Annotated in this window: 12 protein-coding genes, 1 pseudogene and 3 riboswitches; all 13 genes and pseudogenes read right to left on the bottom strand. The window is 36.3% G+C overall.

Annotated features, from left to right (window positions below):
- Nucleotides 1–44 precede the first annotated feature (44 nt).
- Nucleotides 45–839 carry an ABC transporter permease gene (locus ACFHWD_RS06815; RefSeq protein WP_378061122.1) on the bottom strand — a complete coding sequence of 265 codons (795 nt, stop codon included), beginning with the start codon at nucleotides 837–839 and terminating at the stop codon, nucleotides 45–47.
- Nucleotides 840–1047: 208 nt separating this feature from the next.
- Nucleotides 1048–1149, bottom strand: a riboswitch (SAM riboswitch).
- Nucleotides 1150–1201: 52 nt separating this feature from the next.
- A complete protein-coding gene (locus ACFHWD_RS06820) occupies nucleotides 1202–1672 on the bottom strand; it encodes a DUF523 domain-containing protein (protein ID WP_150355605.1) in 471 nt (156 codons plus the stop codon).
- A 23-nt stretch (nucleotides 1673–1695) separates the two neighbouring features.
- The gene (gene nifB / locus ACFHWD_RS06825) at nucleotides 1696–2988 is read right to left on the bottom strand and encodes a nitrogenase cofactor biosynthesis protein NifB (RefSeq protein ID WP_378061124.1); all 1293 of its coding nucleotides are present in this window, start codon (nucleotides 2986–2988) and stop codon (nucleotides 1696–1698) included.
- Nucleotides 2989–3112: 124 nt separating this feature from the next.
- A complete protein-coding gene (gene metK / locus ACFHWD_RS06830) occupies nucleotides 3113–4309 on the bottom strand; it encodes a methionine adenosyltransferase (protein WP_378061126.1) in 1197 nt (398 codons plus the stop codon).
- Nucleotides 4310–4337: 28 nt separating this feature from the next.
- A complete protein-coding gene (locus ACFHWD_RS06835) occupies nucleotides 4338–5726 on the bottom strand; it encodes an amino acid permease (protein WP_378061128.1) in 1389 nt (462 codons plus the stop codon).
- A gap of 62 nt (nucleotides 5727–5788) precedes the next feature.
- Nucleotides 5789–5900: riboswitch (SAM riboswitch) on the bottom strand.
- A gap of 75 nt (nucleotides 5901–5975) precedes the next feature.
- Nucleotides 5976–6083: riboswitch (SAM riboswitch) on the bottom strand.
- Nucleotides 6084–6165: 82 nt separating this feature from the next.
- Entirely contained in the window at nucleotides 6166–7080 is a 915-nt protein-coding gene (cysK, locus tag ACFHWD_RS06840; protein ID WP_378061130.1) for a cysteine synthase A, read from the bottom strand.
- 494 nt (nucleotides 7081–7574) lie between these two features.
- Nucleotides 7575–8054, bottom strand: coding sequence for an S-ribosylhomocysteine lyase (locus ACFHWD_RS06845; protein WP_150355600.1), 480 nt, complete (start codon nucleotides 8052–8054; stop codon nucleotides 7575–7577).
- Nucleotides 8055–8107: 53 nt separating this feature from the next.
- Nucleotides 8108–8425: pseudogene (locus ACFHWD_RS06850) on the bottom strand (winged helix-turn-helix domain-containing protein); the annotation flags it as partial.
- 18 nt (nucleotides 8426–8443) lie between these two features.
- Complete coding sequence (gene lepB / locus ACFHWD_RS06855; protein ID WP_150355598.1) at nucleotides 8444–8977, bottom strand: signal peptidase I; 534 nt, start codon at nucleotides 8975–8977, stop codon at nucleotides 8444–8446.
- Nucleotides 8978–9094: 117 nt separating this feature from the next.
- Nucleotides 9095–9967 (bottom strand): cation diffusion facilitator family transporter, encoded by an 873-nt coding sequence (locus ACFHWD_RS06860; RefSeq protein WP_179977573.1) that lies wholly within the window; start codon nucleotides 9965–9967, stop codon nucleotides 9095–9097.
- Between the two features lie 26 nt (nucleotides 9968–9993).
- A complete protein-coding gene (locus ACFHWD_RS06865) occupies nucleotides 9994–10923 on the bottom strand; it encodes a ketopantoate reductase family protein (protein WP_150355649.1) in 930 nt (309 codons plus the stop codon).
- A 54-nt stretch (nucleotides 10924–10977) separates the two neighbouring features.
- Nucleotides 10978–14472, bottom strand: coding sequence for an AAA family ATPase (locus ACFHWD_RS06870; protein ID WP_378061133.1), 3495 nt, complete (start codon nucleotides 14470–14472; stop codon nucleotides 10978–10980).
- Nucleotides 14459–15679, bottom strand: a complete 1221-nt coding sequence (locus tag ACFHWD_RS06875) for an exonuclease SbcCD subunit D (RefSeq protein WP_150355595.1) — start codon at nucleotides 15677–15679, stop codon at nucleotides 14459–14461. The genes ACFHWD_RS06870 and ACFHWD_RS06875 overlap by 14 nt, the downstream gene beginning before the upstream one ends.
- Nucleotides 15680–15728 lie beyond the last annotated feature (49 nt).

Consider the following 15728-nt stretch of genomic DNA (forward strand, 5'->3'; position numbering starts at 1 on the left):
AAAATAATTAAATTTTTAAGATACAAAAGAATCCTGTTTCCACACTACAACTTTTTTTCTGCAAAACCTATGGCTTTATTTATAAATATACCCAACAGGGCAATTGTAAGCGCTGCTGCAAACAGCCTGTTAATTTGGAAATTAACTTCTGAATTGAGCACCATCCATCCAAGTCCTGCGCTTGCTCCTATCATTTCCGCAGCTATGAGCATCAAAAATGCATTACCTGCACTCATCCTGAGTCCTGAAAATATACTTGGAGCAGCTCCCGGCAAAACTACTTTCCAAAAAAGTTTTATTTTCGATGTGCCCATGGCCTGAGCTGCCTTAACCAACAGCGGATCTATAGTTTTCACTCCCGTTATAGTACTAAATAATATAGGCCATATGGACACCCAGAATATTATAGAGATCTTGGCGACTTCTCCTATTCCAAAAAGAAGTATAAAAACCGGGAACAATGAGAAAGGATTTACCTGCGCCAGAATCTGCAGCAACGGATCCAGTATTTCCTCCAGCTTTCTAAATCCTCCTGCAAGTAAAAATCCCAGAGGCACGGCTATAATTCCGGCCAACAAAAATCCCACTCCAGCTCTTAAAAGACTTACTTTTACATGAACAAGCATTTCATTTTTGAGCGTAAGACTCACAATAGTACCCACTGTTTCTGTAAAAGTAGGTATAAATTGATGATCAACTATCCCGAGTATAGGTGCAACCTGCCAGAAAACCAGAAACAGCACTACAGCTATACTTTTTCTAAAAATTTTGCTCAGTATTTTCCCTGCATTTTTTTCATGACTTTTATTTTCCAGATAAGTTTTACTATCTATATCCATTCATTATCATCCTCCTTTTTATCTAAATATTTCAAAATACAAAAAACACCAGAAGCTTACATCTAACAAGAAATAAGTCTCTAGTGTTTCTAGTCAACTCTTTTCAATATTATTATCAAATCTCAATTTTTACAAAATACATACACACTAATTTCTCCTGCAAATAAAAAACTTTCCTGCAAAGATAAAATACAAGAAAGTACTTGTTCTCTCATCTTTCAGACATATAATCTGCTGGAATTAGCACCGTTAAATAAATTTAGGTTGCCGGACGTCATAGGGCCAGTCCCTCAATCTCTCTTGATAAGAATTTTGTTTATTTTTCTATATAAGGCTAATTATATAATCTAATACACATATTGTCAAGAATTTGAGGTAATTTTTTTAATTTCTCTTTCAGCTTCATCCAGCTGATCTTCGCCAAACACTTTAATACCGTTCCTTCTCAGCAATTCAGCAGTAACACCTTGGCCTGACTTTTTAACACCCTTAAATGTACCATCAAATATATACAAGCTCCCGCAAGAAGGGCTGTCTTGTTTTAAAATAGCAACGGAAACATCATTTTCTTTTGCAAGAGAAAGAGCTTTCTGTGCTCCACTTTTATATTCATAAGTCACATCAACACCCTTGCCAGTGACTACCCTATCTCCTTTTCTTTGGGAATCCGGCCTCGGCACAGGAAGTCCTCCAGATACTTCTGGACAAATTCCTATAAGCAGCCCCTCTTTAGCCCACCTTAAAAATCGCGGATCATGACAGGCTACATCTCCATTGTCATAACGTACCTTCTCTCCAAGTAAACACGCACTCACCAAAATTTTTCCCTTCATTAAATCATAACCTCCATCTGAATCTAAGAATCGCTTGATTTATCAACCTGACTCATCAATTTTACTGCCTTTTCTATGCCCTCTTCTATAGTACTGTACATCTGAAATACCTTTATCCCCTTCTCATGAAGCCTAATTACAGGTTCGAAGCCAATACGCAGTACAAGCACTCCATTACAGTCCTCTATGCACTTTATAATACCCGATATCCTATCATCATGTCCAGTACATTCTTGTTGGCCATTACAATACCTCTCCACATCCCTTTTCTCATAAAATTTAATATTCTCATCTAATACATCATATATATAAAACTGAGATACATGCCCAAAATGTTCATCTACATAATCTCCGGAACTGCTGGCCACTGCAAATCTATAACCTCTGTTCACCTTACCTGTTTTATTGTCATCTTTATATATTTTCTCAGATTTGTCAATAGAAATTACATTTTTCTTATAATTCCTAAATTGAGCCGATACATCCTCATTCAAACTCCCTATGGCATCTGCCCTGCACTGCCTGCAGTGATACATCTGTTTTAAATAGGGCTCACATTTTTTCCTCATGCTTTTCAATTCAGATTCATCTACAGTATCCCTGTTTTCAAATACACTTCCCTTTACAGGTATAAGAGGCATTATATTTGTCATATAGGCACCACATTCCTTAACTTTTTTTACTATTTCAGGAATGTGAGCATCATTGATTCCCTTTATCATCACAATATTTACTTTGCACACAATACCTTTTTCTGTAAGATATCTAAGACCTGTAAGCTGATTGTCAAGTAGAATTTTTCCTGCCTGCGGCCCTACAAAAGTGCTTCCCCTATAGTTTATATATTTATAGATCTGTGCGTCTATTTCAGGGTCTACAGCATTTATGGTTATTGTAACGTGTGTGACTCCCAATTTTATCAGTTCCTCCGCATAAGCAGGAAGCATCAATCCATTGGTGGAAAGGCAAAATGTAATATCCGGGCATTCTTCTTTTATAAGTTCTATGGATTTTTTGGTTTCTTCAAAATTTGCAAGTGGATCTCCTGGGCCAGCTATCCCAACCACCGTCAAATTTTTTATTTTATTTTTTACTACCTTGAATTTATCCCTTGCTTCTTCTGGGGATAGAATTCCACTTGTAACTCCAGGTCTGGATTCATTTACACAATCATATTTTCTATTGCAGAAATTACAGCTTACATTGCATTTTGGAGCTACAGGTATGTGCATTCTAGCATACTTATGTGCAATACAGTTATAGCAGGGATGTTGAAATGTCTTTTTTTCAATCTCCCTTGCAAAATTTATAGGCATATCTTATTATCTCCTTTTTTGCATAATTAAAATATAAAAAAGGCCAGGCAAACTTAAAAATTTAGTTTGCCTGGTCTCCAGTATTTCTGGTCAACCTTTCATAAAAATTCACAGTATTTATGGCTTAAGAATATACAACCACCTTATTTAATTCTTCTTTTATTTTATCCACTTTATCAAGGCTTTCCCAGGGCAGATCTATGTCGGTTCTCCCGAAATGCCCATAAGCAGCTGTCTTTTTGTATATTGGCCTTCTAAGATCCAAATCCCTTATAATAGCTGCCGGCCTCAGGTCAAAAAGCTTTTTTACAATATCCACTATTTTCTCATCAGATATTTTACCCGTTCCAAAAGTATCCACACTTATGGACACAGGTCTTGCCACTCCTATAGCATAGGCAACCTCCACTTCTATTTTATCTGCAGCACCTGCTGCCACTAAATTCTTTGCTATCCACCTTGCCGCATAAGCCCCGGATCTATCGACTTTCGTAGGGTCTTTTCCCGAAAAAGCTCCTCCTCCATGTCTTCCATATCCACCGTAGGTATCAACTATTATCTTTCTTCCAGTAAGCCCTGAATCAGCCTCCGGACCTCCTTTTACAAACCTTCCTGTAGGATTCACAATATATTTGGTATTGGAATCTATAAATTTCTCAGGTATTACCGTTTTTATGACATTATCTATTATATCTTTTTCAATCTGGTCATGTCCCACATTTTCTTCATGTTGTGAGGATATCAAAATTGTATCTACTCTCACAGGTTTTTCTCCTTCATATTCTACTGTAACCTGGGTTTTACCATCTGGTCCTAAATATGGAATAATGCCATTTTTCCTGACATCGGCCAATCTTCTCGAAAGTCTGTGAGCCAACGCTATTGGAAGAGGCATATATTCAGGTGTCTCATTTGTGGCAAATCCAAAAACCATCCCCTGATCCCCTGCACCTATTGCCTCTATATCATCTTTTTCTCCCAGTTTTGCCTCCAGTGATTCATTTACTCCCAGGGCAATATCTGAAGATTGCTCATCTATGGATGTTATAACCGCGCAATTGCTGGCATCGAATCCAAATTTTGAACCTGTATACCCTATTTCTTCAATAGTTTTTCTCACTATCTTGGGTATATCCACATAGGCCTTAGTGGATATCTCTCCAACTAGAAGCACAAGCCCCGTATTTACGACTGTTTCGCAAGCCACTCTTCCATATTTGTCCTGTTCAATAACAGCATCCAGGACTGCATCCGATATTTGATCGCAAATTTTATCAGGATGTCCCTCTGTAACTGATTCTGATGTAAATAATCTACTCATCTTTATCCCTCCAATTTATTTAACTTTTCTATTTACCATTTATATATGATAATTTTGATTGTTCACTATAATGAAGTAATTTATATATTCCCACCATGGCCAATACCCATACAGGCGCAACATAAAGGGCAATGCGGGTAGCTGGCAAAAATGCCATTGTAACAACAATAGCCAGCAGATAAATTATTGTAATGTATGAGGAAAAAGGGTAAAAAGGCATTTTAAAAGCAATTTTCTGCCCCTCCATAGTTTTTTTTCTGCGGAACTTCAATTGTGTTATAAGAATCGTACCCCAGGCAGTCAGAATGGCTATAGTTGTTGTTGAAGAAATATATGTAAAAAATTTTTCCGGCATGAAATAATTTAAAACTACAGCAATCAATGCCACAGCCGTACTGAAGAGTGTTCCTACATAGGGTGATCCGGATTTATTCAACTTTCCAAATACCCTGGGAGCATTACCGTTTAGTGCCAGACTGTAAAGCATTCTGCCATTTATATACAGGGCACTGTTCATGCCGGAAAGGGCAGCTGTCAAAATTACAAAATTTATGACTGAAGCAGCTGCAGGAATACCTACTTTAGAGAACACCAATACAAAGGGACTTCCTGCAACTCCAATTTTATTCCAGGGATAAAGTGCCAGCATCACCAGCACAGAACCCACATAGAAGATAAGTATACGCCAAAATACATCGTTGATAGCTTTTGGAATAGATTTTTGTGGATCCCTTGCCTCTCCCGCCGTTATGCCAATAAGTTCCACCCCTCCAAATGCAAAACTGACAAAAACAAAAGAAAGCACAAACCCTTTAAATCCATTGGCGAAAAATCCTCCATTACTCCATATATTAGAAAATCCAATAGAATGCCCTCCATTATTAAATCCAAATAATATAATAAGCATTCCAAAAATAATCATGCATACTATGGCAACCACTTTCACAAGGGCAAACCAAAATTCAAATTCACCGTAAGCTTTAACTCCAACTAAATTGACTGCAATGAGTATGATCAAAAATATAAGTGCAGTAATCCATTTTGGAAACTGTGGAAGCCAAAATTGAACATATACCCCCATGGCAGTGAGTTCTGCCATAACAGTAGCTGTAGCCTGAAACCAATATGTCCAGCCTGAAAAAAAGCCTGCAAAATTTCCCAGGTAACGGGTAGCATAAGCACTGAAGGAACCCGAATTTGGCTCATCTACAGCCAGCTCACCCAAGGCCCTCATAATGAAAAAAATGAACAGTCCTCCTATTAAATATGCCAGAATAATAGCAGGTCCGCCTGTCTTAATAGCATCTGCAGAGCCATAGAACAATCCCACACCTATGGCACCTCCAATAGCTATCATCTGAATATGCCTATTTTTAAGATCTTTTTTCAGTAATTTATTACCTGCATTATCGTACATCTTATTTATGCCTCCAAGTAAAAAATCTATATGTGAGAAGACATATAGATAGATTCCATTGTCTCTCATCTTTCAGGATATACCTGCTGGAATTAGCACCTAGATATACGAACTAAATGTATATCTGGTTGCCGGGTATCATAGGGCCAGTCCCTTAACCACTCTTGATAAGAATTATAATATTTGATTTTATACAATTACATTAAAAAACTTCCTGTGAGAAACCACAGGAAGCATAAATCCCATTATCTCTCATCTTTCAGGTTTTACCTGCTGGAATTGGCACCATTTACTGTAAAAATTACAATCGGTTGCCGGGCATCACAGGGCCAGTCCCTCCGCCTCTCTCGATAAGAAAGTCTACAAATATTGCAAATCACTTATATTTAATTTATATCCAATATACAATTCTTTATTCTTTTTGTCAATAGGAATCTTTTTATTCATACAAATTTTTACTGAAATATCTGTCTCCCCTATCTGGAAATATAGTTACTATATTTCCTCCATCTATGGTATCTGCCAATTTCAACGCTGCTGCAAGAGCTGCACCAGAGGATGATCCAACTATCAAGCCTTCCTTTTTTGCCAGCTCTCTCACCAATCTAAAAGCTTCATCATCATTTACCTTTATAACTTTATCAACCAATTTTATATCCATAGTGTCCGGCAGGAAATCATTTCCTATGCCTTCAATAGCATAACCGTGCTCTTCAGTGCCACCGCCAAGGGTAGAGCCTTCCGGATCCGCCAGTATGGCCTTTATGCTGCTGTCCTTTTCCTTTAAATACTTTGCCACACCTGTAAAAGTTCCGCCGGTACCTGCTCCAGCCACAAAATAATCTATTTTCCCGCCTAACTGTTCATATATTTCAGGACCTGTAGTAGCATAATGTGCCTCGGGATTATCATTGTTTTCAAATTGTCCCAAAGCTATGGAATTTGGTATCTGATTTAAAATCTCCTTGGATTTTTCAATAGCACCTCTCATTCCATCTTCCTCTGGAGTATGAATTATCTCCGCTCCAAGCGCCCTCATCAACACCTGTTTTTCTATGGAAAATTTCTCCGGCACTGCAAATATAACCCTGTATCCCCTGTTTAAAGCCCCCAGCGCAATTCCAAGACCAGTATTGCCTGCAGTAGCTTCAACTATAGTGTAGCCTTTCTTCAATCTACCGCTTTCCTCTGCTTTTCTTATCATATAATCGCCAATTCTATCTTTTACACTGCCTCCTGGATTAAAATTTTCAAGTTTGGCATATATATTAACTCCATCTTTTAGATCAAATTTGTTTATTTTCAGTATAGGTGTTTTTCCTATCATTTCCTTAATATCATTAAAAACTTCCATAATATAACAATCTCCTTTAAATTACAAATTTTTGCTGTTGAAGCTGTTGTTTAATATTTTTCAAATTCCGGAATTATGAAAAACAAAAAACCTTCCGCCCCTTACAGAGGCAGAAGGTTTTACTTCTACGGTTCCACTCTGTTTATCCCTCAAGTACTGCATAAAAACAACCTATGCAGGAAAGAAAAACTCATTGTCGGTACAATCATACCTTAACATTTTAACGGCTGTTTCCGCTGAAACCTACTCAAGTTCAATTCAGTGCTCCAGGATGCATTTCAATTGTCTCCCGCTAAAATTTTCTCACACCACACGAAAATTCTCTCTAAAATAGCATCGTACAATCTACTCTTCCCATCATTACATTTATATAATCTACAATCTGATAATACTACATAAACTTTAATTAATCAAGTATAATTTTACATATAAAATTTAAAAAAGTTACTTCTGCTCAAAATAGATAGAAGCAACCTTTTATAAATTGTATTGTATTATTCAGGATAATTCAACCTCTCATCCGAGATGTCTGTCAAGACCTCTTTGAGAAATTTATCTGCCCAGTACTTCGCCATAGGAAGATTCATATCCAAATAATTTCCGCAGTCTTTTGGAGCAGCACCGGGTATGTCACCTTCAAAATTCAAGATAAATTTATACATTTCCACCAGCAAATCCACGATATCCTTTGACTCATAGTCTCCATACAAAATCAGATAAAATCCGGTTCTGCAACCCATGGGTCCAAAATATACGGTTTTACCTCCATAAGTGCTGTGATTTCTCAAAAAAGTTGCTCCCAAATGCTCAATAGTATGAACTTCAGCTGTATTCATAACAGGTTCGTCATTAGGGCTTGTCATTCTTATATCAAATGTGGTTAGAACTACATCTCCAAATTTATCTTTTCTGGAAACATAAACACCTGGTATTAATTTTAAATGATTGACAGTGAAACTTGAAATTTTATCCATGCAATATCGCCTCCTGTAGAACTCATTATACATCATGTTAAACCTGTAATCAATTATTCAGCTTTGCCCTTTATTCCTCCAAACTTATATCCTATTCCCCTTACAGTTAAAATATATGCAGGCTTTTTGGAATCAGTTTCTATTTTCTGTCTTAAATTTTTTATATGTGAATCAATGGCTCTGTTGTATCCATCAAAATTTTTCTCCAGCGCAATAGATATAAGTTCCTCCCTTGTAAAAATCTTTTCAGGATGGTTTACCATAACTGAAAGTATTTTGTATTCTATGGGGGTAAGATTGACTGTTTCCCCTGATTTTTTAACTTCGTAACTTAAATTATCAATTATCAAATCGCCCTCATTAAAATAATAAGCAAACTCCATTTGTAATTATTTAAAGTAGTTTATATTCTTAAAAGGATACACTCTTAAAATTACATGTCCCTTAACATCCTTTAAATTTACAGGCCCTATTATTCTGCTGTCGGTACTATTTTTCCTATTATCCCCAAGCACAAAAATATAACCTTCGGGCACAACATACTCCGCAACAGCTGAATTGGCCTCAGTTACAACTTCTTCTGGAAGATAACTTTCAGTGAGAACTTTTCCATTTAAATAAACCTCTCCGGACTTTATCTCAATTTTATCTCCAGCTATTCCTATAACCCTTTTTATATAGTTGTCCTCATTCTCGTCATGAGAGTTGAAAACGACCACTTCTCCTCTGTTTATATGTCCCGTTTCAGTGCTTATCTTTTCCATAAATATAACATCCTTATCATTAAAAGTCGGCTGCATGGAAGATCCTATTACATCAGTCCGGGCAAAAACATAACTTCTGCATACAAGTGCCAGTCCAATAGCCAGAATAATGTAAAAGGCATATTCCCTGAACTTCTTAAAGAATTCTTTATCTTTCACGATATCACACCCCTTTACCTATTATCATTATAGCAAAAATAACAGTTTTCAGACAAATTTGAAAATCTGCAGAGTTTTATATTTCAACTCTGAACTTTGATATCTGGATATGACGGCCTATTTCAAAGCCGGCTCTACATGTATAATTGCATATTTTATCTGAAATTCACTGCTCAGCATATTTTCTATTTTTTCCGTAATACCATGACTTTCCAGTACGGTCAATTTAGAGCTGACACTTATTATAATATCAAGTAAAATATTATTTCCATGTACCCTAGCCTTTACATCCTTGACGCTGTCTACGCCTTCAATTTGATTTATTTTTCCAATTATTTTGTCCAGCTGCCTGCTGTCAAAACCATCAGTTAAACTTTGGGCGGACTCCTTGAAGATCCCTATACCTGTTTTTATTATAAGTATTCCCACTATTACCGCCGCCAGTGGATCTATCCAGGGAAGACCAAACTGCGAAGCTATAATTCCACAGGCGGCCCCAAAACTGACCCAAGCATCTGAAAGATTGTCTTTTGCAGCAGCCATAAGTGCCAGGCTCTTGATTTTAACTGCCACTTTCCTGTTATACCTGTACACTGCATATACCAGTACAGTACATATAATGGAAACTACTGCAGACATCATATCCGGTGCTTTGGTCTTAAAAAAAACTGTAGAGTATACTGCATTGTAAAAAACCTCTGCTCCAACGGCTATCATTATCAAAGAGGCCACCAGGGTAGATACCGTCTGTGCCCTCAAATGTCCATAGGCATGGTCCTCATCGGCAGGTTTCCTCGATATTTTAAGCCCTATAACAATGGCAAGGGAGGCTATGATATCCGTGGAATTATTAATGCCGTCTGCAAAAAGAACCTTGGAATTAAAAAAATATCCTATACCGAGTTTAAATAAAGATAAAAACACATATACTACCACATTTACCTTAGTTCTCTTTTCTGCAATTTTAAGATTTTTATAATCCTCTTCCATCTATTTTCTCCTATAAAGTATAAAATCTATACCTTTAAATCATTTTTCGACTCCACTGCTTTTATTATATTTAAAAGTGTCCTGTTTACCGGAGTGTCTATTCCATATTTTCCTCCCAGTCTGCATACGGTTCCCGCAAACATATCAACTTCAGTCTTTCTTCCATATTCAATATCCTGACACATTGAAGTATTGCTGTGAGGAGGCATGGTGGCAAGTACTTCATTCCATTTTTCAATATCCTGTCCACTCAAATTTATGCCCATTTTCTGAGACAATCTTACCACTTCCCACATAGCTGACTCCATCAATTCTTTCGCTTCACCTACAGATTGAAATACTCCATAATTTCCCCCTATAACTGCTGAAGCCTGATTTATTCCTACATTGATCATAAATTTATACCACAGGGAATGAATCATATCCTTTGGAATGCTGTAAGGTATATCTGCCCTGTCAAAAAGTTCTTTTACAATCTGTACTTTTTCTGAGTAAGTACTATTTGTTTTTTCACCAAAAGCTATATTTCCATAACTGGAAAAAGAGATGACATTTCCTCTGCGGTTTCCGTCAATGGCAATACAGAGAGAATAGAGCATCTTATTCATTCCATATCTTTTTCCTATTATCTCTTCACTGGTAATTCCATTCATGAGAGATATTATAATTGTATTTTCCCCAACTTGATTTTTCATATCCTCCACAGCCTGGGAAAGTTGATTTGCTTTCACGGAAACAATAATCAAATCTGCAGGTTCAGTTTTCTCTTCTGGTGCTACATATTTAAAATCATATCTTTTACCATTTATTATAAATCCATGTTTTCTATATCTTTCAGCTCTTTCACCGCCTGCTATAACTTTCAATCCCCCAGGATTCAGATCGTACAACTTGCTAACATAGGCACAGCCAATAGCTCCCATCCCTATAGCAGATATATTCTTTATACTTTTCACCATAAACTCCCCCTATCATTATACTGAATACTCTCTGTATTTTAATAAAATGTTCTAACCTAATTCAATTTTAGCCTTACTCCCGCCCATTCCAGATTCAGCTGGAGTAACGATGAGCTTCACCGGCATCCTTTCCTTTATGGATTCTAGATGACTTATTATACCTATTGACAATTTGTCATTATGGATCTTTTCCAGTGAATCCATGACTGTTTCAAGTAAATTTTCATCCAGTGTTCCAAAGCCTTCATCTAAAAAAAACAACTCCAGAGGCGCCCTGCCTTTTAGCTGTATCTGTAATGACAATGCCAGCGCCAGTGCCAATGAGGTCACAAAAGTCTCTCCTCCCGACAAAGTGGACGCATCTCTTTTTTTGCCTCCATTTTTATAATCCCTTATAAAAAATCTGCCATCTTCATCAACTTCCAACCCATAGTTCCCGCATGTGATTTCCTTTAACTTTTTATCTGCTTCCAGGGATATATATTTCAGTTGATTGCCTGCAACAAATTCCACAAATTTTTTCCCCTTGAATAACTTCTCAAGATCATCCAGGAGCGCCAGTTTATGCTCAACTTTTTCCTTTTTCTTTAGAACATCTTTTAATTGAAGAAGCTTTGTATTTATTGAATTAACCTCTTCCTGTAACCTTATTTTGCATTCATATAAATTTTTCAACTGACAACTTTTTTTGTCTTTAATATTTTGTATCTCAAGCCACTGCTCCTCCGTCAAAGTTTTTCCACCTATCTTCTCACGGAGATTTTCTACGGTACCCTTTAATTTAACCAGTGAATCCCTGTACTCATGTATTTTTTTATTGAGCTCATTGATCTCAAGTTTATTTATAAAACTCTTCTTGACCTGGTCAGTGTTTTCAAAATGCTGATCATTTAAAACTCTTTCAAGTTTTTCACTTTCATCTGACTTTCTTTCATTAGAACTTACCAAATTGCTCTGGCATGCTATTATCTTATTTTTATATTCATCGTATTTCACCTGTGCCTTTTTACTGTCTCCCTTAACTTTTACATATTCCATTTCTATTTTCTCTATATGTGCTGATACTTGTTTATTGAGATATTCAAGATCCTCTACTTCTCCCACTCTATTTTTTATACTTCTTTTCTTTTCAAGCATATTTTTATTTTTTTCCCTAAATTCAGTTTGCCTCTCATTCAATTTTCCCTTCAAACTTGCAATTTCGCTGCTGAGTGTTTCTCCCTGCAATTGAGCTGCAGTTAAATTGTCCCTGAGTTTTCTTATTTCAATTTCCAGATCAGCTTTTTTCCTTTCATTTTCATTTATCTCATTTTTTTTGCCTTTAAAATCTACAATCCCCAATTCAGCTTTGAGTGAACATAACTTTTTTTCTTCTATTTTAAATTTTTCATCCTCCTCCTTGAGATTCTGTTTTAATTTTTTCATCTGGATTTCATTTTGACTTCGTGCCGCACTAATTTTATTATATTCTATATTCAAAAAATTCTTTTCTTCCTTCAAACTCTTGATCTTTTTATCAAGTTCGGACTTTCTGCTGTTAAATAGATAAACTCTGTTTCTCAACTGAGTGAATTCATTTTGAATAAACTCAACCGGAGTTGACTTGAAACTTTCTCCCAGCTCATTTAGTTTTTTACCATTTTCTCCTATGATTTTCTGTTCTGATTCAACAACTGTTCGTATCTTTATTATCTCCTCAGACATATTTTCGAGATCTCGCTGTTTTTCCCCCAAATGTTTTCTCAATTTTTCCACAGAACCTGTATCAATTTCATCCAGAGTTCTCCCACCACAGTAAACAGAACCGCATACAGGGCATAAATCACCTTCTGACAGCGTATTTCTGAGAATATTTGCCATACTATGTCTTTCACATTTTTTTATTTCTTCATCTAATTTGTGGATTCTAAACCTCAGAGCGGATTCTGTACTGGATTTATCTTTTAATTCTTTCTTCAAATTATGTAAAATTTTTTTATTTTTCTCTATAATATTCTTGTAATCTCCGTATTTATCCCATTTACTTTTTATTTCCACCACCTTTTTCTGAAAATCCAGAAGTGTATTTTCATCTCCCGGACAATTTTTCATGAGCTCTTTTAATTGATCTTCAGCTCTATCTATTAACTTTTGCTTCTCATCCATATTCTCCTGCATAGTCTTGCCTTTTTTACGTTCATTTTCAATATTTGTACTGCTGTCTTTTATATCTTCAAGCAAACTGTTTTTTCGATTCTGTATATTTTCATAATCCTTTAAGACAATAATTCCATCATCTATTTTCTCTTTATATTCTTCAGAAATTTTAAGGCAGTTCACTAATTCTTCTTTGAATTTTATACTATCCAATAATTTTTCAATATGTTTTCTATTCTCCATTCCTTCATTATTTTTTGTCTGCAGCTCTCCTTTCAAAAAATCAATATCTTTTCTCAAAGTCATTTCCTGACTCTGAAGCTTCTTTAAAATCACACCTTCAGCTATGGCATCCAAAATCTTCTGCTGTTTCACCTTCAATTCTGGCAGCTCCCTGTGCCTTTTCTCTTCAATGACACTCAATCTGGTATCCATTTCATTTTTGTACTGTGTCATACTATCCATACTTCCATTTAAGTCCAAAAGTTCTTTTCTTAAAATCTCCACCTGTCTGAGAGTATTTTCGCAGCTGTCCATATAAGGTTTTACTTTCAATGCACTTTCAGCCAGTGTCACTTTTCTTTCACATTTACCTATATAGCTTTCCATTTTCAGCATGGACTTCTGCTGATTTATTTTTTCATTTAATTCCATTTGAAGTTTCCAGAGTTCTCCTGCAGTATTAAATTTTTTTTCCACATCATTGTACTCAGTTTCGCACTGGTGATACTGTTTTTTTATTTCCTCAAGGCTGCTTTCTTTCTCCTTCAGAATTTTTTCATCAATTCCCTCATAGCCAGTAAGCTGTCCCTGGATAAGATTCTCCTTCTCTCTCTCTTTCTTTACTTTTGATCCAAGTTTAAAAGACAGTTCATCTCCGTATTTTTGTAGTCCAAACAATCTCTCAAGCATATTTCTCCTGTCTTTTCCCTCAAGCCTTAAAAATTCACTGAACTTTCCCTGAGGAAGCACCACGGTTCTGGTAAAGTCCTCCAGTTTAAGTCCTAGTATTTCCTCGCATTTTTCAGTTACGCTTTTGGCCCCTTCCTCCAATATTTTTTCTGAACAAGTTGTAATATCCAATATTCTGGCAGATTTACTTCTCACTTTCCCGGTTCTATTTTCTCTCCTAAATTCCCTCTCCACTCTGTATATCCTCACTACCCTATCCGATATCTGAAATTCATAGCTCACCATCAAATCTGTGCAGTTCACATTCATAAAATTGGAACTTTTTCTTGCGATCTCACCGTAAAGTGCCAGGGTAATTCCATCAAGCACCGTGGATTTTCCGCTTCCCGTAGGTCCGAATATGCCGAATATACCTCTGCAGGTCAACTTTTTGAAATCAATTTCCTGGGTATCCATAAAGCTGTTCAATCCTTTTATTTTAAGCTTAATTGGTTTCATTATTTTCCTCCTCCCTAATAATGGACAGCAGCAAGTCTAATACCTCCGGTTCAGGTTCCACTTTTCTTTCTTTTATATAAAACTCCCTGAATATCTCTTCAAAAGATTTATGTGAAAAACTATTTATATCAAGATCACTGCAATTATCATCTGATATTTTAGGAACAATTTCCAATATGTCTTTTTTAGCGGTCTTCATCAATTTTATTTCATCTTCCCCTATATATCTGTCAGTGGTTATTTCCATATAGACCCAACAGTCTCTCTCACTATTCTCCCTGCATCTTGAAATGGCCTCCTCTATACTGTTACATTTCCAAACTTCTATGGGTTTATATACCTTAAATTCAACTTCCTTTACCCTGCAGTCCTCTCCTGCCTTTGCATCTATTACAAAGCACTTTTTTTTAAAGCCAATTTCTTTTTTGCTGTACTGAAGGGGAGAACCTGAATACCTTGCCCTTCTTTCCGTTCCAGGCACTATCTGAGGTTTATGGACATGTCCTAGGGCGATATATTGAGCTTTAACAGGAAAGCAGCTCCCATCTACAATAAAACTTCCTCCAAGTTGGACACTTCTCTCTGATCCAGCCTGAGCACTTCCCATTGCAAACAGATGTGAAACCGCAATATTTATAGTATCCTCTCTATAGTTTTTACTCAAATTGTCAAATAAGGTTTTAATTTTATTACCGTAGGACACAACTTTATCCTTTTCCTCTTCCATTTCACTGTATAAAACTTCATCTAACCTTTTCTCATTGGGATAAGGCACTGTAACAATTACAGCTCTCTCACCATTTATTTCAACTTCAACAAAACCCTCACCGGAATTTACAACCTTATGACTGCCATAATCACCACAAGGTACCACTGACTTTGGCGTACCCACCATTATAATGCCATGGTCTCTTGCCAAAGGACCCGCTGCCACCAACCTATCCGGGTTATCATGATTACCCGATATAACCAAAGTTATTCTCTTTCCATTCGAGGACAATTTTTTTAATGTATCATAGAACATTTTTTCAGCCCTGGCCGGTGGATTATAACTGTCGTAAATATCCCCAGCAATAATAATTAAATCCACACTATTGTCATTTACTATCTTTACAAAGTCTTCAAGAAAAGCTTCCTGTTCATCCATACGACTGTGCCCCTCCAAATTTTTGCCCAGATGCCAGTCAGAAGTATGTAAAATTCTCATTGATTTTTCCTCCAAATCAAATAACATCATATCTGTATACTGATCATTA

The sequence above is a fragment of the Clostridium sp. MT-14 genome (genome assembly GCF_042436595.1).
In the GTDB taxonomy this organism is placed as follows: domain Bacteria; phylum Bacillota; class Clostridia; order Clostridiales; family Clostridiaceae; genus Clostridium_B; species Clostridium_B aromativorans.

Excerpts from the sequence above, each read along its gene's own strand:
- ACFHWD_RS06815 (WP_378061122.1), bottom strand. The coding sequence starts at position 839 with ATGGATATAGATAGTAAAACTTATCTGGAAAATAAAAGTCATGAAAAA.
- ACFHWD_RS06820 (WP_150355605.1), bottom strand. The coding sequence starts at position 1,672 with ATGAAGGGAAAAATTTTGGTGAGTGCGTGTTTACTTGGAGAGAAGGTA.
- nifB (WP_378061124.1), bottom strand. The coding sequence starts at position 2,988 with ATGCCTATAAATTTTGCAAGGGAGATTGAAAAAAAGACATTTCAACAT.
- metK (WP_378061126.1), bottom strand. The coding sequence starts at position 4,309 with ATGAGTAGATTATTTACATCAGAATCAGTTACAGAGGGACATCCTGAT.
- ACFHWD_RS06835 (WP_378061128.1), bottom strand. The coding sequence starts at position 5,726 with ATGTACGATAATGCAGGTAATAAATTACTGAAAAAAGATCTTAAAAAT.
- cysK (WP_378061130.1), bottom strand. The coding sequence starts at position 7,080 with ATGGAAGTTTTTAATGATATTAAGGAAATGATAGGAAAAACACCTATA.
- ACFHWD_RS06845 (WP_150355600.1), bottom strand. The coding sequence starts at position 8,054 with ATGGATAAAATTTCAAGTTTCACTGTCAATCATTTAAAATTAATACCA.
- ACFHWD_RS06860 (WP_179977573.1), bottom strand. The coding sequence starts at position 9,967 with ATGGAAGAGGATTATAAAAATCTTAAAATTGCAGAAAAGAGAACTAAG.
- ACFHWD_RS06870 (WP_378061133.1), bottom strand. The coding sequence starts at position 14,472 with ATGAAACCAATTAAGCTTAAAATAAAAGGATTGAACAGCTTTATGGAT.
- ACFHWD_RS06875 (WP_150355595.1), bottom strand. The coding sequence starts at position 15,679 with ATGAGAATTTTACATACTTCTGACTGGCATCTGGGCAAAAATTTGGAG.